This is a genomic window from Verruconatronum alginivorum (assembly GCF_056590205.1).
In genome coordinates, this window is the sequence record NZ_JBWPVQ010000001.1 from 1,601,036 (window position 1) to 1,619,470 (window position 18,435).

Sequence of the window (18,435 nt, forward strand, 5' to 3'; positions counted from 1 at the left end):
TCGGCTTTGTGCTTCTTCGTGGTTGATTTCTCAGTGTCGAAAGAGGGGGAAGGACGCGAGAAGGGACAGAAATACCCCGGCGATTCCGGGGAGGCCAGGGCCGGTGGAGTTGGGGGTGAGGATGTATTTTTTGATTTGGAATTTTGGAGCGCCGAAGTTGAGCAAAAGTCCGTGTTCCATTTGAGCTGCCCTGAGATAACCGAGCAATTGTGCGACGTGTTCGTCGCAGATGTTCTTGGCAGCTTTCAATTCGATGATCAGACGGTCCTCGATGACGAGGTCGGCTGTGTAGTCGCCGATCGGCGTGCCGTCTTCATCGAAGACTCGAAGAGGATGTTGTTGTTTTACGTCAAGCCCGGCTTTCCGCAGTCGATTGGCCAAGGCGTTTTCATAGACCTTTTCGAGATGGCCGTTCTTGTGGTAACAATGGATCGCATAGCCAGTTTCCCGAATCACATCGCAGAGGTGGAGTATATCTTTCATGGATTAGTTCAAGTTTTGTGTTTTCTGTGCTTTTTCGTGGCCACTCTCTTCATCGGATGTTTCCGGAGGTGACGACGGTGACGCGGAAGATGCGGTAGAGGCAGAGGCCGAAAAGGAGGGAGCCGAGGGCCCAGCAGAAGAGATAGAAAAGACTCCCTTCGTGGCTTTGATAATCGAGGAACATCGCGCCGCGGAGGAGTTCGATGACGTGAAGCAGCGGGTTGATGAGGGCGTAATCGCGCACCGCTTCTGGAAGGGCGTTGGCGGGGAAGAAGACGCCGGAGATGAAAAAGAGCGGACGAATCATCACCGGCACGACCTTCTTCGATTCCTGCCAAAGAGGACCGAGGATCGAGACCGCCAGCCCGAGGCCGCAAGAAAAGAGAAATAGGCATCCGACCACCGCCAACACCATCAGGCTGGAGTTCCAGGAAAAGGTGAAACCAAGGTAATAGAGTCCCGGAAAAATCACCAGGGCGGTGCCGAGGGCGATCAGCAGTTCGAGCAAGGCGCGGGCGGCGAATACGTCGGCCGGTTTGACCCGTTGATAATTGAATAAACCGAGGTTTGATTCCACCGCGCTGAGCGAACTGGTGACGATGTGGTTGAACAGGAGATAGGCGATGACCCCGGCGGCGAAGAAAACCGGAAAGGAGAGCCCGGCGATGTCGGCGGCTCCGAACAATACCCGCACCGAAGACAAAACCGCGACCATGGCCAGCGGTTCCAGGATCGCCCAGAGGTATCCGAGTCGGTAGCGCCCGAAACGCGTGTTGAGTTCCCGGATGAAAATCGAGAAGACCACGGCCTTCTGGATCTCCCACGGAGTTTGTTTGGTGATGGTGGCCATCGGGGGACGAACGAATCAATCCTTGGAATCAACTGCCGAAAAGAAACCGGGCCTCGTTTAACTTCCGGTTCCAACGGCGCAGCTTGCCGATCCGGTCGAGGATAAAGGCATCCTGGCGGGCGGAGGCGGCCTCCTCGATGGAACCAAGTTGGGAAAAAAACGCTTCGAAAGCCGGGAAGAGTTTCCCTTCCAGAATCCCTTTGATCAGGTTGCCGAGGTCCGGCTCGATGGTGAACGTCTCCCGGCGGGCTCCGAGTTGGAAATCGGCTCGAATCGCCCCGACATCCTTCAGGGTTTTCAATCCTTGCCCCGCCGAACTCCGACTGATTTTCAAGCAATCGACGCAATCCTGGGCCGAAATCGGTTTCGCCGAAACGAAAGCCAAGGCGTAGATTTGAGCCAGCGACTTCGGAATGCCCAAACCGTCGGCCAAGCGGACCCAGCTCTCGATCAGACTCAATTCCGTTTCCCGCAACTCCCGGGGCGCCGGGGCGGACGTGGAACTCATTTCCTTTGATTCCATGGATTACAGAAAAAACTGTAATAGCCGGAATGTCAATAATCCTTGGGTTTGGTTCCGTTGCGGCGCTTCGGTTTTCCGAATGGGCGGTGGCGGTCTGGCGCGGCTTCCATTAGAATAAAACCGAGTCCGACGCTTTCGACCGACCATGCTTTTGCCGTGAGAACGAACAAATCGCCATACTTCACCGGCCACATCGACCATTGCCGACCTGTGGGAGCCGGGTGTTTCCGTCTGTCGGGGTGGCTGATCGACGAAGCGGGCGACGAAATGGCGGAGGTTTGGCTGGAGATCGGCGGAGCGGTTCACGCCGCCCGTTTTCAGGAGCGTCAGGATGTGTTCGACGCTTTGGGATTGAGCGGAGACCGGCGGAAGCCGGTTGGCTTTTCGCTCTCGGTTCGGTCCTCGGAACAAACCTGCCAGGCGAAACTCCGCTGCCGTTCCCGGGCTGGGCGAACGAGCCTGGTGGCGGAAGTTCGTTTGAGACCGCGATGGCGCGACCGGGTCGCCGCGTTTTTCCGCAGTTGGAACCGGCCGAAGATCGTGCGTTCTACGGGAGAGCGGTCGCTCGACGATTTCAGGTGGCACTGGGAGTCGCCCGAACCCCGGCTGTGGCGTTGCACCGCCGGGCCGGTGGCGTTCACCGGATGGATTTTCTCGAAAGACGGTCAAGCACCAGTCCGGATTCGGGCCCGTCTGGGGCGGCGGGAGGTCATCGCGCATCGGAACCTCCCCCGGCGGGACGTGGTCGAGTGTTTCGCGGCCAAGGGACCGGTTCCGGAGGATTGCGGGTTCGACCTGCGGTTCCGTTGCGGCGGGGGCTTCAAGTGGATCCGCCTGGAGGCGGACTTCTCCGATGGGACCACCTTGTGTCTTGGCGGCCGCCTTTTCTGGGTCGGCCGATGGAGATTGCCGGTATTCCGCTTGTTTTCGAGGTTTCGGCTGACACGGTTCCATGGACGGCGGAACGTTCTTTTGCGGGAAAGATATCGGCGGGCGTTGGTTTCTGATCCGCCGGTGCGGAGAGAAACGGACTCTGGCGTGGCGGTCGATGTGGTGATCCCCGTTTACCGGGGGTGGGAGGAGACGCGGGCTTGTTTGGAGTCGGTCTATGCGTCGCGGGCGGCCAACCGGATTTCCTTCGAGATCGTGGTGATCGATGACGCCGGTCCGGAGCCGGAGCTCTCGGCGTACTTGGCCGCCGAAGGAAAGGCGGGGCGCATCACCTACCTGCGAAACGACCGGAATCTCGGGTTCGTCGGCACCGTCAACCGGGGAATGACCCTGAATCCATGGCGTGATTGCATTTTGCTCAACAGCGACACCGAAGTCTTCCACGACTGGGTCGACCGACTCCACGCGTGCGCCCGCCGTGACCGGCGGATCGCGACGGTAACTCCCTTTTCGAACAACGCCACCCTTTGCAGTTACCCGTGCATCGCGGAGGACAATGAACTGCCCGCCGGATGGAGCGCGGCGGATTTGGACCGGGCCTTCGCGGCCGCGAACGGTGGAGTCTTCCACGACATTCCGACGGGCGTCGGGTTTTGCTTGTACATCCGTCGTGATTCCTTGGAGGCCGTCGGCTTCTTCGATCAGGAAACTTTTGGCAAAGGATATGGGGAGGAAAACGATTTCTGCTTCCGCGCCGCCTTGGCCGGGTGGCGCAACGTCCACCTCTGTGACACGTTCGTTTACCACAAGGGGGCGGTCAGTTTCGCGGAGGGGAGCGGCCCGCGGGTCCTTCAGGCGATCGCCACCCTGAACCACTTGTTTCCGGGCTACGACGCGACGATCCGAAAGGCACTCGAGCTTGATCCTGCCCGTCTCCAGCGGGCCGCTGTCGATCGTGCCCTCGTCACGGCCAGCCGGAGCCCTCGTCTTCTTTTTGTCAGCAACAACCGGGGCGGAGGCACCCTCAAACACATCAAGGAGGTCGCACGATTATTAACGGGGAAAGCGACTGTCTTCCTGCTTCGGCCCGACTCATCCGGCGGCTATCGGGTGGCGGTCCTCCCGGAAGACCGAATCCTCAATTTCGAGGAGAAGAGGCTCGAATTCCCGGACTTGCTGGAATTCTGCCGGAGTGCGGGAATCGAGCGGATTCATTTCCATCAACTGGTCGACCATCGCGACGAGATCTTTCTGCTGGCCGACCACCTCGAGTTGCCTTTCGACGTGACGGTCCACGATTACTATTGGTTTTGTCCCCACATCACTTTGACCAACGACAAGAACCGTTATTGCGGCCAACCTTCCCTCTCCGAATGCGAGCGATGCCTGCGGAAGCGTCCGATCCGTGGTGTCCCGTCGGTCGCCGAGTTCCGCCGCAAGACCGGGGCTCTCTTGAACCGTGCCGACCGGGTGATTTGCCCCAGCCGTTGGACCGCAACCGCCATTGAACGCCACTTTCCCGGGGCCAATTGCCTCACGGTCTCTCATCCCGAGGAATCGCCTTCGCGCTTCCGCTCACCCGTCCAGCGAAGGTCCGGCCAAACCGGAGAGCGCCGCGTCGGCATTCTGGGAGCGCTGAGTCCCGAGAAAGGGGCCGACCTCCTGGAGGCCGCCGTTCTCGATGCCATCCGCCGAAACCTTCCGTTGAGTTTCGTGCTGATCGGATACGCCTACCGAAGATTTTCGGCCCGTTGCCAGTCGAGGCTGCACATCACCGGTGAATATTCGGAGGAGGAAATCGATGACCTTCTCACCGAACTCAATCCTGACCTGATCTGGTTCCCCGCACTCTGGCCTGAGACCTATTCCTACACCTTGAGCCTCGCCCTCAACCGCGAACTGCCAGTCCTCGCACCCAATTTTGGTGCCTTTCCGGAACGACTGAAGAAGAGAGCCAACAGTTGGACGATCCCATGGGATCATCCGGTCTCCGCCACCAATGAAATCCTCACCCGCCTTCCATTGTCAGCTCTGCCGAACAGCATTCCGGCCCCCGCGAGACCAAACTTCTACCCCGATGAATATCTCCGAGGTCTCGATGTCGATTTAGGCAATGGTTCCGCCCGGGGGCGCAAGCGCCGTTGGGAAAGGCGGTCGCGGGCCGCACCCCGGTCGATCGCCGCCCGGGAAAAGCGGACATGAACCCGATCAACTTGAAAACAACGGGCCGTCACGGGAAAAATACTTTCGGGCGATCGCCCGGTTTCCATCCTCGAATTCGCGCAACAATGCATCGCGTTCGGCCTCCGTCAGGGAATCATGAATACTAAAGGGCGGAGCTTCGCACGCGGCCACCACTTCCTGGCGGAAAGCTTCAAGGCCGGCGGGATCCCCGCGAAGTCGGCGATTTCCCTCCAACATCAGCCGCAGGCCTTCCCCCGACAAGCTGGCGTTCAGGATCTCGTCTGGTTTGACTATCGCGGACGAATCCGTGACGCCGACAGCCGCCAGAAAATCATCAATGACATCTCCTTGTAGAGCCTCTTTTTCGTAGAGCCTCACATCCAGCGCATCCCGTCCGCACGTCGTCGCCAAAGTCTCGAGATATTGCCCGTAGCTCAGGCGATGCCGGATTTTAGCCGCAAATGTCATGAGCGAATCCGTTTCACCCAATGACTTGACATGGTGGTTGTAAATCGAGGCGAGAAGCTGATCCTGCCGACGCAAGTAGCAAATCACTCGAATCCTCCACCCATCAAACGCCTCCACGATCGGGGTATATTCGTCGGGCGTCAGCAAGAGCGAAAACTCTTCCGAAGAAACTATGACTGCCGGCCAGCCCTTCGCCTCAAGGCGAACCGCCTTCCATAACCGATGTTCATCCCCTTCCCGGAGCGCCCAAGCCAGGGCATGATGCCCCCAGGTAGTGGAATCAGCCGGAAGCAGCCCGGTGGTCGGACGATAGAGGCCGCGCCTCCGCAATTCTTTCGCATTGTCGGCCAATGTCTTTTGGATGGCGGTTGTGCCAGTTTTATGGATACCGACGTGCAAGAACAGAGTCGGGATCATCGGGATGACCTAAGAGAGAAGGACTTTATGTCCGTGGAATTCCTGTTCGACGTGATGTCTTCCCTGGAGAATCTTCTCCCGAAAGTTCGCGCTTTGTGGCTCCTCCCCGTCCCGGATCATCTCCTCAATCGCCTGCCGGTAATCGTCTTCCATCGACCGGTGAGCGAGGAAGAGTTTATTTGAAATGTAGGCGACCGGAACGACGGCCCGGGGGGAGTCCAGGAACCGGTTGATCGCGGCATTGACGCCCAAAGCCTGAGGATTGAGAAAATCATCGGCCGCGATGATTCCGTCAGGCGCCAGCACTTGCTCCGAGAGAACCAAATCGCGAAAAACATTCTCGTAATCATGGGCTCCATCGATGCTGATGAAGCGCAGGCGACCCATCTTTCCGGTGATTTCATTTGGGAGGACGGTTGATGATGACTTCGGCCAAAGCGTCAAATAGTCGGCGGTATTGGTATTCAAAGCTGTGTCGAGTTCCGCGAATACTCTTTCTTCCGGCGCAAACTCAAACGTATCGATTCCAAGCACCGATCCGCCGTCGCGAATCGCGGAATGCACCAGCAGTGATAAATACCGTCCGCAGAAGACGCCGATCTCCATCAAGTTGCCGCGGATTCCCTGCCGGGCCTGCCATTCCAGAATATCAATCGTCCGGAAAGCGGTGACCTCGTGCAACCAACCGGGAATTGATTTCACGCTCTCGTAGAGCGAATAGTCCCGGATTGGTGGCGGCGCGGCGTCTGGTTTTCTCGGAGATTCGTTCATGGTTGTCCCGCGATTTGGGGAAATACTCTACCGGTTTCCCGTTTCGAACGGAAAAAGAGAATGCCATTTCGTCTGCGAAACAGGGTTCCCTTCACTCGCGCGACAGGGGTTTCCCCGGGGGTTCCCAAGAGAATCATCCGGCCTTCGCCTCGGACGCCGTGTTTCCAAGGTCCCGGCCGAGAAGTCTTCCATCCAAACGTTGGATCGCACGAATGGCTTCGACCGCCAGCGTCTCCAGTTCGTCGTAGCTCAGCTTCTCCGGTCCGGCGGCTTCGGGTTGCCGGTCATGATACGGGGTCGCGTCCCACCATTTCGGGTCAAACAGCATCTGTTCCCGGAGTCCCGAGGGTAAAGTATCCGCCAACGCTCGATTCCCGGAGCGGTAATGCTCGATGAGCTCGACCACCCGTTCCCGGGAGAGAACCCAGGGAGCCCTCTTCCCCTTTGGCAGGTTTCTGGCCAAAACGAAATCGATCAGCGAATCATGAGGCCCCGGACGAAGTTCCCGCCGCGCTTGCATCAATCGCAGTACGTTGGCTGAAAGGCTTTGGTTAGTGCGGACTTCTGACTGTATTGTGAATCCAATGACACCCATAAAATCCTGGACAACCTCCCTCCCGAGAGGTCGCAGTTGGACGTCGCGAACCCATGGAATCGATTTCCATTGTTGGAGAAAATCGAACCATGATATCTCCTTTTTGTGGGTGTCGAACCATCGTTCGAAGGAGGATTTGGTCCACGCTCCCCATTGCCACCATGCTGAATTAAACCAATCCGCCTGGGGACGAATGTAGCCGATGACGTCGATCACGAACTCTTCATCCCCGAAGATTGGAGACCCCTTCATCTCCCCCGGTTTTATTCCCCAGCCTTCGCACGAAAGGATCAACGTGGAGTATTTCCGGCCCAATTCCTTGAGTTGCCGCACGATTAACTTCACCGCATCCGGGCTCAAGCTGCTTAGGTCGTGAATATCCAGGCAACTACTGTAGCCAAAAGGCGAGTGGCTGGCCCGGTGGCGGAGTTGCGCCCCGCTCAGCACTTCTCCGCCGCCGGCGATGGCGACGTAGGCGTAACGGGTCCCCGCCAGTTCGGCGAACGCCTGGCCGCTGAGGTATGCTTGAAGGGCGCTGGATCCGCACTTCGGCATTCCTACATGCAGGAGCAATCTCATGGGCTGGGAACACTCGCCGGAATACCCTTTTCGTCAGTAGGTTGGAGGAAGAGAAGGGTCATCGGTGGAATGTAGGTTCAGGTTTGGTTGTTCCTTCTCTTCAATAATTTGGAATTGAAGCCGTGTCAAACGGCACGCCGGCAACGGCAGAATTCGCCCTCAGATCTCTTTTTTGCAAAGAGTGAGGATCGCGGAAGCGGTTTCCCGCCAGAGGGGAAGGATCCGCTGGCGAGCGCCTCTTTTGAGCCGGGCCAGGGTGGCCGGGGCGCCCAAGAGGTGGCGGAGTTCGGTGAGGAGGGCGGTCTTGTCGCCGGAAGAGAAGAAGCGAACCCCTTTTCCGGCGGATTCCTGGTGACTCGGAAGGTCGCTGGCGAGGACCGGGCTTCCGGCCCAGAGGGCTTCCAGGACCGGGAGGCCGAATCCTTCCGCGATCGATGGGCAGAGGGTGAGCGACGCTTGTCGGTAAAGCAGGTCCAAGGTCGCGTCGTCGACCGATGGCAAGTGCCGGATCGGGACGCCCCGGCGCCTCAGTTGCCGGACCCTTTTGACGATTTCTTTGCCGAAGTGCGGGTTGATCCTTCCAGCGAGCACCAACTCGAATGCGACTCCGTCGGCGTGCAACACCTCGGCCGCGTCGAGGGTCGCCGTTTGGTTCTTGCGGGGCTCAAGGATTCCGACTTGGAGCAGTAACGGCGGATCGGCGGCCGGGGGTGTGCTTTCGCTCGGGCGTTCCCCTGGTCGGAAATCGGCGCCGAGTTGAATGACTGCGGGTGAGGGACGATCAATTTCGAGCCATTTCCAGTAACCGGCCAACTCCTCGGCGCTGGTTTTCGACACCGCCGCCACTTGATCGAATCCGGCCAGGTCCTTCATGTAGGAGGGGTGTCGGGCGACCGCTTGCGGCCAGGTGATCTCCGGAAACCGCAACGGGATCGCATCGTGGAAAAGTGCCACCGTCCGGGCCGGAGTTTCCCGAATGAAGGCGCGGAATCCGGGACGCTCCTCTTCCGAAAACAGTTCGGTGGTCAGAAAGACGTCGTCGGGACGGAGCGTCAGCGGCTTGCCCCGGCGGTCGTGGAGCCGTTGTTTGCCTGAGTTCCAGGTCGCTTCGGCAAACGACGCTCCGGCCAACCGGGCGAGCTCCTCGGCGATCCGGGCGGAGACCCGCAGAAGGCCGGATCGATGCCGCGACCGGGCGGCTTTGGTGACGTCGAACAAGATCCGCATTTCCGTGATGAAAAGGCCCGAAAGCGTTCGGCGCGACGGAATTCGACGCCGGTCCGGGCGAAAATTTGCTGGCCCCCCGATACCGGCGAGGCATGGTTGGAGGGGTGTCCCGCATCTTTTTGGCCACCCATGAATTTCATCCCCGGAAGGGAGGTATTGCCACCTTCACGGAGGAGTTGGCGGGCGCCCTGGCGCGGGGCGGAAAGGCGGTGACGGTGCTCGCGCCGCGGGCGGAGGCGCCGTCAGGAACGTCGGGGGATTACGAGGTGGCGTCGCTTCCTTTCGCCGGCGACCATGGATGGCGGGCCGTTTTAGGAATGGCCCGGGAGTTGCAACGGCGTCAGGCGGAGATGGAGGCTGCCGTGCTTTGTCTGACGGAACCGGGACCGATCTGGGCGCTGCGGGCGGCGGTGCGGTGGTTCGGATTTCGGCCGCCCCGGTTGTGGGTGGTGGTGCATGGATCGGAGATCCAGCGGGGGATCCGTTTCCGAAGTTGGCGAAGAGTTTTGGCATTTGCTTTCAATCGGGCGGAGTGGATCGCGACCGTTTCCGAATACAACCGGGAAATGCTGGTGGAGCATTTCGGGCTGGCTCCCGAGCGGGTGGTGGTGCTGCCGCTCGGACCACCCGACCGGATCCGCCGGGCCGCCGGCGGGCGAGCCGTGGCACGCCGGAAGCAGGAGGCGCGGGAGCGGCTGGTGGTGTTGACGGTTGCCCGACTGCATCCCCGGAAGGGACAGGATCTGTTACTGGAGGCGTTGGGGCGGTTGGAACCGGAATTGCTGGCGCGGTTGGAATGCCGGATCGTCGGCGGGGGGAGGCGGGCCGGGTTTGGGAAACGGTTGAAACGGATGGCCGCCGAACGGAAGTTGCCGGTGGTGTTCACCGGTCCCTTGGAGGACGATGGTCTTCTTGAGGAATACGCCGGGGCGGATCTGTTCGTTTTGACCAGCCGGTTTCATCGCCAAAGCGTCGAAGGGTTCGGGTTGGTCTATTTGGAGGCGGGGTGTTTCGGATTGCCGGTGGTGGGAAGCCGGACCGGTGGAACCGCCGACGCGATCCGCCACGGGGAGACAGGATTGCTGGTCGAGGAAGGAAATGTGGCGGAGATCGCGGCGGCGCTGGAGCTCCTGTTGCGGGATGACGCGTTGCGCCGCAACCTCGGTTCCGGCAACCGGGAGTTCGCCATGGGTCGATCCTGGGACCAAGTCGCGGCGGTGCTCGAAAGTGGCGGAGGCGTTTCGCCTCCGGACGGTTCGTCGGGATGATGGGACGGAGGAGTCTCGGGCGTTGGTACTGCGCTGAGGCGGGACGCCTCACCCACTTTGGCAGAAAAGGTTGCGGTAGAGGGCGGCGATTTTGGCGGGGGCGAATCGCTTCCGGACGTGGGCGCGGGCGGTTTCGGCCAGGCGCCGCCGCTCGTCGAGGGACCGGTTGAGGGCGTCGTCAATCGCTTGGGCGAAACCGGCTTCGTCGGCGGGCGGAATCGGCCAGCCGGTCTGGCCGGGGAGAAAGGTTTCGGCGGTACCGGCGACGTTATAGGCGATCACTGGGAGCCCGGCCGCTTGGGCTTCGACCAGGGCGTTGGGCAGGCCGTCGCGAAGGGCGGTCGAAACGAAAAGATCGCTCGCTTGAAGGACGGGCTCGATCGATTCGAGGTGGCCGAGAAATCGGACTCGTTCGTCGAGACCGAGTTTTGCCGCCATCCGCCGGCAGGCCGGGAGTTCGGGGCCGTCGCCCGCCAGAACCAGACTGGCCCGATGGCGCGCTTCGGAACGGGCGAAGGCTCGGAGCAGTCCCTGCTTGTTCTTGCCGGGGACGAAACTGGCGATGTTGCAGAGAACCGGGCGATCCGGCGGGAGTCCCAAGTTGCCGCGGGCGGAGGCGATGGCGGCGGGAGAGCGGTCGAGTTCGAGGAGATCCGGGCGGAGGAGGGCGTTGGGGATGGCCGAAATTTCTTCGGCCGGTTTCAGCCCTTGGGCGACCAGTTGGTCGGCGGACCATTGGGAATTGGTGACGCAATGGTGGGAGCGGGAGATGCCGAGACGGTAGGGAAGGGGAAGGTGGCGGTTGGTGCGGCAGGTGGTGATGACCCGGACCTCCGGGAGGCGGCGTCGGATCCAGGCGGCGTAGCAATTGGCGTTGCGTCCCATGCAGACCACGGCTTCGGCCCGGACGCCCCGCAGGCGGGCGATCAGGCCGGGGGCGAACCATGGGAACGGGATTCGGTGTCGTTGCAAAACCTCAATGGGCGGAAAGTCGTCCGGGAGCATTCCCGGGGCGGCGGGTTGGAACAGCAGCAAACGGGCGGAAAGGTCGTCGCCGTCGAGTTGGCGGGTCAGCCAAACGCTTTGACGTTCGGTTCCTCCGAAGCGGAGACGATCCTGGACGATGATGATGCGGCGGCGGTTCACGGCGTGGCGCGGCCGGGGGCTAAAATCCGGCCGCAGGCTCTTTGGAGTTGATTCCCCACCGGCCATTTGAATGCTTGGCTTCGCTTTCGCAAGGCAGAAGAAGTCTTGGCAGGCCGCGCATTTGTCGGCTAGCTTGATTCCTGGCCCGATTATGAACACAGAAGAATTGAAGGAAACTTTGAAGCATTGTCCGGAGGGGACGATGGAGGCGCTTCTCGATTTCCGCGCGACCCGTAGCGCGGAAAGCCTCGCCACATTCGTAAAGGGCGCGATGGTCCGGCACCTCGATCTCGAACAGGTGGCGGCATTGGAGGCGGCGACGCCGGAGTCGAAATTGATCGACGACGTCGGGATCGATTCCCTGACCCTGACCGAAATCGTCATCATGATCGAGGAATGTTTGGAGATCACGATTCCGAACGAGGATTTGATGCAATTGGAAACCCTGGGGGCGTTGCGCGCCTACCTTGAAGAGAAAGCCGGAGGTTCATGCGATTCGACTTCGACCGAAACGGCCTGATTCAGCTGTTGCCCCAGAACCCACCTTTTTTGTTTCTCGATGCAGCTACCGTCGAGGGAGGCCGGGCGGAGGCGACTTATCGTATCAGCGGCGAGGAAGCGCCGGGGCATTTCGTCGGAAATCCCGTTTTTCCCGCCGCCCTGATGATCGAGGCGCTCGGCCAACTCGCCTGCGCCTGGTTGCTTTGTCATCGTGAATCGGAGCGAGGCGAGGAAGCCCGGCGGCGGACGCAGATGTTTTTCGTCGGCTTGGAACGGGTGCGGTGCCGCCGCGTTTGCTTGCCCGGAGATGTTTTGACGTTGTCGGTTCAATCCGAAAAACTTCGCGAACCGTTGGCTTATTTCACCGGGAAGATCATGGTCGGAGAGGAGAAGACCGCCACCTGCGAAGGTCTGACCCTTTCTTTCGGTGAGCTGCCGACGGCCGCTCCGCGGAAGTAACAACGACACGGAATACCATGGAACGGCACAAAGTCTGCATTACCGGCATGGGGGTGGTTTCCTCGATCGGGAATTCGTTGGAAGCGGTTTGCGAAAGCCTTCGAGCGACCCGGCACGGCATTGAGCCGTATCCGCCGTTCGGCGACGCGATCGCTTGTCCGGTGTTTCTCGCCGGGACGATCAAGGAAATGAATACGTCTTCCGGCGATCCGGAAGAATGGACCTTTCCCGACCGTTACAAGATGCCCCGGGTGCAACTCAAAGGAATGTCGCCCCATGTCTTTTACGCCTACCGTTCCGTCCTCGACGCGATCGAGGACGCGGGGTTGACGCGGGAGGAGATCAGTTCGCCCGAGACCGGTTTTTACTCCGGTTCGTCGGGATCGACCTCGACCGTGTATCACCAGATGAAACGGATGCATGAGCGGGGTGTCGGCCGGGTTTCGCCGCTCGGGATCATTCGGTCGGTCGTCGGCGCGGTGAATTTCAATCTCTGCACGCTTTTCAAAATCAAAGGGAACAGCTGCGGTTTCGCCTCGGCCTGTTCCTCGTCGGCCCACGCCCTCGGCGCGGCCTTTCAGGAAATCGCCGCGGGTCGCCAGGAGCGGATGATCGTGGTCGGCACCGAAGACGGGGATCTGGAAAGCATTCTGCCGTTCGCCGGGATGCGGGCGCTCTCGACCAGCCGGGATCCGGACCGGGCGAGCCAGCCGTTTGACCGGCGCCGGTCCGGCTTCGTCGGGAGCGGCGGCGCGGGAGCCCTGATTTTGGAGCGGGGGGATCTGGTGGAAAAGCGCGGGGCGCAGCCGTATGCCGAGGTGCTCGGCTGGGGGCAGTCGACCGACGGCTACAACCCCTCCAGTCCACATCCGGAAGGGGAGGGCCTGGCCCGGGCCATGCGGCAGGCGTTGCGCGACGCGGGCCTCGAACCCGACGCGGTCGATTACATCAACGCCCATGCCACCGGCACATTGACCGGCGACATCGCCGAAGCGAAGGCGATCCGGACGGTGTTCGGCGAGCAACCGCGGGTGGCGATCAGTTCGACCAAAGGTTTGACCGGACACTCCTTGTCGGCCGCCGGGGCGATGGAAAGCGTGTTCACCGCCTTGGCGCTCAAGCACGGATTTGTGCCGGGGAACGCCGGTCTTTACGAACCCGATCCGGCTTGCGAAGGACTTCGGCTCCCGACGGCGACCGAGTCCTCTCAACCGACGGTGGCGCTCTCCAACAGCGCGGGCTTCGGCGGCGCCAACGTCTCCCTGGCGTTTCGGTCATGCCGCGGGTGATCGGGCAGGGAAGCGTCGCGCTGGTCACCGGGTGTTCCTCCGGGCTCGGCCTGGCGCTGGTGCGACTTCTGTTGGACCAGGGGTTGACCGTCTGGGGCATCAGTCGGAGGAAGCCGCCGTTGGAGGAGAAGGGGCGGTTCCATTGGCGGAAATTCGATTTGGCGGATCAGTCGGCCTTGCCCGCGGAGTTGGAGTCGATTGTCCGAGAATCGGGCGGAATCGATCTGGTGGTCAACAACGCCGGTTTTGGGCATGTCGGAACCTTGGTGGAACGTCCACTCGAAGAGTTGGAGGAAACCTTGCGGGTCCTGTTGTGGGCACCGGCCGCGACCACCCGGTTCTTTTTGGCCGAAGTCACGCGTCCCGGCGGGCGGGCGCCAACGGTGATCGTCAACACCTCGTCGCTGGCGGCCGAGCTGCCGATCCCGTTGATGGCGGCATACAACGCGGTGAAAGCCGGATTGAGCGGATTCACCTTGAGTCTGGCGCTTGATCGGGCGGCGTATCCGAAGACTCGATTCATTGACTTTCGGCCGGGCGATTTCCGTACCCCGTTCGTTGATACGTTCGACGCCGGGGATGGAGATTCCGGGCGGCGGGCCTACGTCGAGCGGTTGGCCCGCCATCACGAGCGGGCGCCGGGTCCGGACCGGGCGGCGGCCGATCTCTGGCGGGCGATGGTCCGGGGGAAAGAAGGAACGGTCCGAAGCGGAATCTTTTTCCAAACCGTGGTGGCCTCGCTCGCCGTCAGACTTCTGCCCGGATCGTGGCTGCGCGCGGCGATTCGACGGTATTACGGATTGAAGGAAACCGGGGAAAGGGACGGCGGGTGAAGATCACGTATCTCTTCACCACGTTTCCATTGTTGAGCGAACGGTTTCTGCAGAGGGAGATCGAGGCGATGCGGGAACTCGGGGTGGAGTTGGAGTTGTTTTCTCTGTTTGGCGGGGAAAACGAATTCCAAGGAGTACCGGTGAAACGGTTTCGGGTGTGGCAATGGGCGGCGGTCCCGTTCGCGGCGTGGCGGGAGTATCGGCGGCGCCCCGAAGTATTTCGTCGATTGGCGCGTGATCTGCGGGCCGGGCGTCCGGCCGGGACGATCAACCGCTTGGAGAACCTGCTCGGATTCGCCTTCGCGGTGGTTTGGGCGCAGCATTTTCGGCGGACCGGCGAAGGGCGGAGTCAGCTGCATGCGGTCTGGGCGACCGCTCCGGCGGCGGCCGCGTTGTTGATCGGCGAGTTGACCGGAAGCCGTTTCACGATGGGGGCGCACGCGTATGATGTTTTTCGTGACGGCGGCGATTGGTTGCTCGAACGCAAGCTCGGTGCGGCCCGGATGATCCATACCTCGACCGACGCGACCCGGCGGGAATTGTTGCGGCGCGGGGCGGACGAAGATCGGGTGGTGATGATCCGGCGGGGGTTGATGGAGTTTCCGGAAGTCCGGGGAGTCCGGAGAATCGAAGCCGGGGGGGCGGTCCGTTTGTTGACCGTCGGGCGGTTGGTGGAAAAGAAGGGATTCGACGATCTGTTGCGGATTTGCGCCGCGTTGAAGGAAGCGGGAGTTCCGTTCGAATGCCGGGTGGTCGGCGGCGGGGCGTTGCGCGGCCGGCTTTTGCGTTTGCGGCGGGAGTTGGGCTTGGAGAAGGAAGTCGAGTTTGTCGGACCGCAACCGTATGAAGCGGTGGCCGAACTCTATCGCTGGGCCGACCTGTTTTGCTTCACCGGCCGGGTGGCGCGGAGCAACGACCGGGACGGTTTGCCGAATGTGCTCGGGGAGGCGATGGCTTACGGATTGCCGGTATTGTCCGCCCTGGTTTCAGGCACCGTGGAAGCGGTGGCGGACGGGGAAACCGGTTTTCTGCTCGATCCGGCAGAACCGAAGAAATGGGTCGAAACCATCGCCGCGCTTCGTCTCGACGAGGTCCGAAGGGAGACCCTCGGTCGGTCCGGTCGATCTTGGGTGGAAACGCACTTCGACGCTCGCGAAAACGCGAAACGGCTTCGAGCGGTCTTCTTGCAAAAGATCCCCTCTGGAGAGGGGGGGACCGCTCGCTAGAGCGGTGGGGTGTGTCCGTCTTTCGTGGATCCCTTGGAAGACTTTGAAAAGGAAGGAATGCGGAGAACACACCCCACCATGCTCGCGCATGGTCCCCCCCTCTCAAGAGGGGATCGATGATTGCTCCCCGCGCGGTTCGTAATTGCCGTCGAGTGACCATCAGCTCAAAGTGAACAGCATGATCTACCCCTACAATCCCCGCTTAGCCAAGCTGGCGCGCGAACTTCGAAAGAAAAGTACTCTTGGAGAGGTTCTCCTATGGAAGGCTTTGAAGCGGAAGCAATGCCTCGGCTTTGATTTTCACAGGCAGAAGCCCATCGATGAATTCATCGTCGATTTCTTCTGTCCCGATGTTGGTCTGGCGATCGAGGTGGACGGGATGTCGCACGACTTTCGCGCTGCGGACGACAGGAGAAAGGAACAAGCGTTGCTCCGGCTTGGCATTACCGTGCTTCGCTTTGGCGAGAAGGAGGTGCGGGCGAATTGCGATGGAGTGGTCGATGAGATTAAGGCGTGGATCGCTCGTAGAACACACCCCACCATGCTCGCGCATGGTCCCCCCCTCTCAAGAGGGGATCCGCCGTGAAAAAATTCCCCTCTTGAGAGGGGGGGACCGCTCGCCAGAGTGGTGGGGTGTGTTCCCCGGGGAATACGACCGCGGAGGCAAACTTGAAGCGTGCCGACGTCCAGTGATAAAGCGGGAAACCGGAGGGAAAAACCGTCAGCGGGTCGGCTTTTTCGAACCGAATACAGCCACCATGCTTTCGCATGGTCCCCCCCTCTCCAGAGGGGAACGATGAGATCAGGTTGCGCCATAAACTAGTGTCTCGGCACTAGACGCTCGCCTTGGCGGCTTTGGTTTGTTTGCGGCGTTCGTTGGTGTCGAGAATGCGTTTGCGGAGGCGGAGGCTTTTGGGGGTGGCTTCCACGTATTCGTCGTTCGCGATGTATTCGATGGCGCGCTCGAGAGAGAATTGGATCGGCGGGGCGAGTTGGATTCCTTTGCCTTCGCCTTGGGAGCGGACGTTGGAGAGTTGCTTCGCTTTGGTCGGGTTGACCGGGAGGTCTTCGCTCCGCGGATTCTCCCCGACGATCATTCCTTCGTAAACCGGTTCGCCGGCCCCGATGAAAAGTTTGCCGCGGCTTTCGAGGTTGAAGAGGGCGAAGGCGGTCGCTTCGCCCTGGTCGGTCGAAACCAAGGTGCCGCTTTGGCGGGTTTGGATCTCGCCGGTCAACGGAGCGTAGCTGTGGAACAAGTGCGACATCACGCCCTGACCGCTGGTGAGATTGACGAGATCGGTTTCAAAACCGATCAGTCCGCGGGTCGGAATGAGTGCCTCCACGGTGACCCCGAGGTTGTGGTGGGTCATGTTGGTGATCTGCCCCTTCCGGTTGGACAGGTTCTGCATGATCGAACCGAGGCAATCGTCGGGAGCTTCCACCCAGAGGTTTTCCAGCGGTTCGAGGACGGTCCCGTCGGCTTCGATTTTGTTGATCACGGTCGGGCGGGATACCAGCACCTCGAATCCTTCGCGGCGCATTTGCTCGACCAATACCGCGATCTGCATCGCCCCGCGGGCGCTGACCCGGAAAGCGGCGGACGAATCGGTGTCCTCGACCTGGATGGAAATATTGGTCTTCGCCTCCTTGTAAAGACGATCGCGGACCTGGCGGGAGGTGACGAATTTTCCTTCGCGGCCGACCAGCGGGCCGTCGTTGATGCAGAAATTCATCTGGATGGTCGGCGGATCGAGCTCGACGAACGGAAGCGGCTCCGATTTTTCGTCGGCGCTCAAGGTGACGCCGATTTCGATCTCGTTGAACCCGGCGAGGCCGACGATGCCGCCGGCTTCGGCGGTTTCGGTTTCGACCGTGCCGAGGCCGGAGAACTCGAAAACCTTGGCGATCTTGCAACGCTCGCGGCTGCCGTCCTTGTGTTGGACGTAGACATTATCGCCCGGTTTCACCCGGCCGGAGAGGATTTTGCCGATGGCGATGCGGCCGACGTAGTCGCTCCAGTCGATGTTGCTGACCAGCATCTTGAACGGTTCGTCGGGGTGGGCCTCCGGGGCCGGGATCGCTTCGAAAATGGTTTCAAGGAGCGGGGCCATGCCGTTGCGCTCGTCCTTGATGTCGCGGAGAGCAAAACCGTTTTTGGCGCTGGCATAGATGAAGGGGGCGTTGAACTGCTCTTCGGTCGCTTCGAGTTCGAGGAAAAGTTCGAGGACCTTGTCGTGGACTTTCTCCGGGTCGGCGTGGTCGCGGTCGATCTTGTTGATGACGACGATCGGTTTCAGACCGTGTTGCATCGCCTTACGGAGAACGAAGCGTGTTTGAGCCTGCGGGCCCTCCCAGGCGTCGACGATCAGGAGGACGCCGTCGACCATCTTCAAGACCCGCTCGACCTCGCCCCCGAAATCGGCGTGGCCGGGGGTGTCGACGATGTTGATGGTGGTATCGCGCCAATGGACCGAAGTGTTCTTGGCTTTGATGGTGATTCCCTTCTCGCGTTCGAGGTCCATCGAGTCCATGGCTCGTTCCTGGACGGCCTGGTTGGCCCGGTAGACACCCCCTTCTTTAAGGAGGCAGTCCACCAGCGTGGTTTTGCCGTGGTCGACGTGGGCGATGATGGCGATGTTGCGGATCTTGCGGCTCATGAAACTCTTCCCGGTTGAATGAAAAAACCGGAGAACTTGGCATGTTCCCGCAGAATAGCAAGCGGGAA

General features: G+C 60.8%; 17 protein-coding genes. 8 read left to right on the forward strand and 9 right to left on the reverse strand.

The genetic code is table 11. The features are described from left to right. Positions 1 to 30: 30 nt before the first annotated feature. From ACWUI2_RS05750 to ACWUI2_RS05760, 3 genes are read right to left on the reverse strand one after another with little or no spacing between them, the layout of a single operon-like run. Complete coding sequence (locus ACWUI2_RS05750) at positions 31 to 483, reverse strand: GxxExxY protein (protein ID WP_486981903.1); 453 nt, start codon at positions 481 to 483, stop codon at positions 31 to 33. 49 nt (positions 484 to 532) lie between these two features. Next, positions 533 to 1,333, reverse strand: coding sequence for an ABC transporter permease (locus tag ACWUI2_RS05755; protein WP_486981904.1), 801 nt, complete (start codon positions 1,331 to 1,333; stop codon positions 533 to 535). A 28-nt stretch (positions 1,334 to 1,361) separates the two neighbouring features. Then, positions 1,362 to 1,841 carry a GbsR/MarR family transcriptional regulator gene (locus ACWUI2_RS05760; protein WP_486981905.1) on the reverse strand — a complete coding sequence of 160 codons (480 nt, stop codon included), beginning with the start codon at positions 1,839 to 1,841 and terminating at the stop codon, positions 1,362 to 1,364. A 171-nt stretch (positions 1,842 to 2,012) separates the two neighbouring features. Between ACWUI2_RS05760 and ACWUI2_RS05765 the strand changes: the two genes are divergently transcribed. Then, positions 2,013 to 4,949: a glycosyltransferase gene (locus ACWUI2_RS05765; RefSeq protein WP_486981906.1), complete on the forward strand. Its 2,937-nt coding sequence runs from the start codon at positions 2,013 to 2,015 to the stop codon at positions 4,947 to 4,949. 6 nt (positions 4,950 to 4,955) lie between these two features. On the opposite strand, the gene ACWUI2_RS05770 is transcribed toward ACWUI2_RS05765, so the two are convergent. From ACWUI2_RS05770 to ACWUI2_RS05785, 4 genes are all read right to left on the reverse strand, one after another. Further along, the gene (locus tag ACWUI2_RS05770) at positions 4,956 to 5,816 is read right to left on the reverse strand and encodes a hypothetical protein (RefSeq protein WP_486981907.1); all 861 of its coding nucleotides are present in this window, start codon (positions 5,814 to 5,816) and stop codon (positions 4,956 to 4,958) included. Positions 5,817 to 5,825: 9 nt separating this feature from the next. After that, complete coding sequence (locus ACWUI2_RS05775; RefSeq protein ID WP_486981908.1) at positions 5,826 to 6,587, reverse strand: class I SAM-dependent methyltransferase; 762 nt, start codon at positions 6,585 to 6,587, stop codon at positions 5,826 to 5,828. A gap of 133 nt (positions 6,588 to 6,720) precedes the next feature. Further along, complete coding sequence (locus ACWUI2_RS05780) at positions 6,721 to 7,761, reverse strand: hypothetical protein (RefSeq protein WP_486981909.1); 1,041 nt, start codon at positions 7,759 to 7,761, stop codon at positions 6,721 to 6,723. 159 nt (positions 7,762 to 7,920) lie between these two features. Further along, positions 7,921 to 8,988: a glycosyltransferase family 4 protein gene (locus ACWUI2_RS05785; protein WP_486981910.1), complete on the reverse strand. Its 1,068-nt coding sequence runs from the start codon at positions 8,986 to 8,988 to the stop codon at positions 7,921 to 7,923. Between the two features lie 104 nt (positions 8,989 to 9,092). Between ACWUI2_RS05785 and ACWUI2_RS05790 the strand changes: the two genes are divergently transcribed. Next, positions 9,093 to 10,256, forward strand: a complete 1,164-nt coding sequence (locus tag ACWUI2_RS05790) for a glycosyltransferase family 4 protein (protein ID WP_486981911.1) — start codon at positions 9,093 to 9,095, stop codon at positions 10,254 to 10,256. Between the two features lie 48 nt (positions 10,257 to 10,304). On the opposite strand, the gene ACWUI2_RS05795 is transcribed toward ACWUI2_RS05790, so the two are convergent. After that, positions 10,305 to 11,402, reverse strand: coding sequence for a glycosyltransferase (locus tag ACWUI2_RS05795; protein WP_486981912.1), 1,098 nt, complete (start codon positions 11,400 to 11,402; stop codon positions 10,305 to 10,307). A 151-nt stretch (positions 11,403 to 11,553) separates the two neighbouring features. Between ACWUI2_RS05795 and ACWUI2_RS05800 the strand changes: the two genes are divergently transcribed. The 6 genes from ACWUI2_RS05800 to ACWUI2_RS05825 all read left to right on the forward strand — a co-directional run bounded on the left by ACWUI2_RS05800 (position 11,554) and on the right by ACWUI2_RS05825 (position 16,296). Then, the gene (locus tag ACWUI2_RS05800; protein ID WP_486981913.1) at positions 11,554 to 11,922 is read left to right on the forward strand and encodes an acyl carrier protein; all 369 of its coding nucleotides are present in this window, start codon (positions 11,554 to 11,556) and stop codon (positions 11,920 to 11,922) included. After that, entirely contained in the window at positions 11,892 to 12,362 is a 471-nt protein-coding gene (locus ACWUI2_RS05805; RefSeq protein ID WP_486981914.1) for a 3-hydroxyacyl-ACP dehydratase FabZ family protein, read from the forward strand. The genes ACWUI2_RS05800 and ACWUI2_RS05805 overlap by 31 nt, the downstream gene beginning before the upstream one ends. A gap of 17 nt (positions 12,363 to 12,379) precedes the next feature. After that, a complete protein-coding gene (locus ACWUI2_RS05810) occupies positions 12,380 to 13,651 on the forward strand; it encodes a beta-ketoacyl-[acyl-carrier-protein] synthase family protein (RefSeq protein WP_486981915.1) in 1,272 nt (423 codons plus the stop codon). Continuing rightward, complete coding sequence (locus ACWUI2_RS05815) at positions 13,639 to 14,484, forward strand: SDR family NAD(P)-dependent oxidoreductase (RefSeq protein WP_486981916.1); 846 nt, start codon at positions 13,639 to 13,641, stop codon at positions 14,482 to 14,484. Before ACWUI2_RS05810 ends, ACWUI2_RS05815 begins: the two co-directional genes overlap by 13 nt. Further along, positions 14,481 to 15,710 carry a glycosyltransferase family 4 protein gene (locus ACWUI2_RS05820; RefSeq protein ID WP_486981917.1) on the forward strand — a complete coding sequence of 410 codons (1,230 nt, stop codon included), beginning with the start codon at positions 14,481 to 14,483 and terminating at the stop codon, positions 15,708 to 15,710. The genes ACWUI2_RS05815 and ACWUI2_RS05820 overlap by 4 nt, the downstream gene beginning before the upstream one ends. Positions 15,711 to 15,888: 178 nt before the next feature. Next, the gene (locus ACWUI2_RS05825; RefSeq protein ID WP_486981918.1) at positions 15,889 to 16,296 is read left to right on the forward strand and encodes an endonuclease domain-containing protein; all 408 of its coding nucleotides are present in this window, start codon (positions 15,889 to 15,891) and stop codon (positions 16,294 to 16,296) included. 247 nt (positions 16,297 to 16,543) lie between these two features. On the opposite strand, the gene typA is transcribed toward ACWUI2_RS05825, so the two are convergent. Continuing rightward, on the reverse strand, positions 16,544 to 18,367 hold the full coding sequence (typA, locus tag ACWUI2_RS05830) for a translational GTPase TypA (RefSeq protein WP_486981919.1): 1,824 nt from the start codon (positions 18,365 to 18,367) through the stop codon (positions 16,544 to 16,546). Positions 18,368 to 18,435 lie beyond the last annotated feature (68 nt).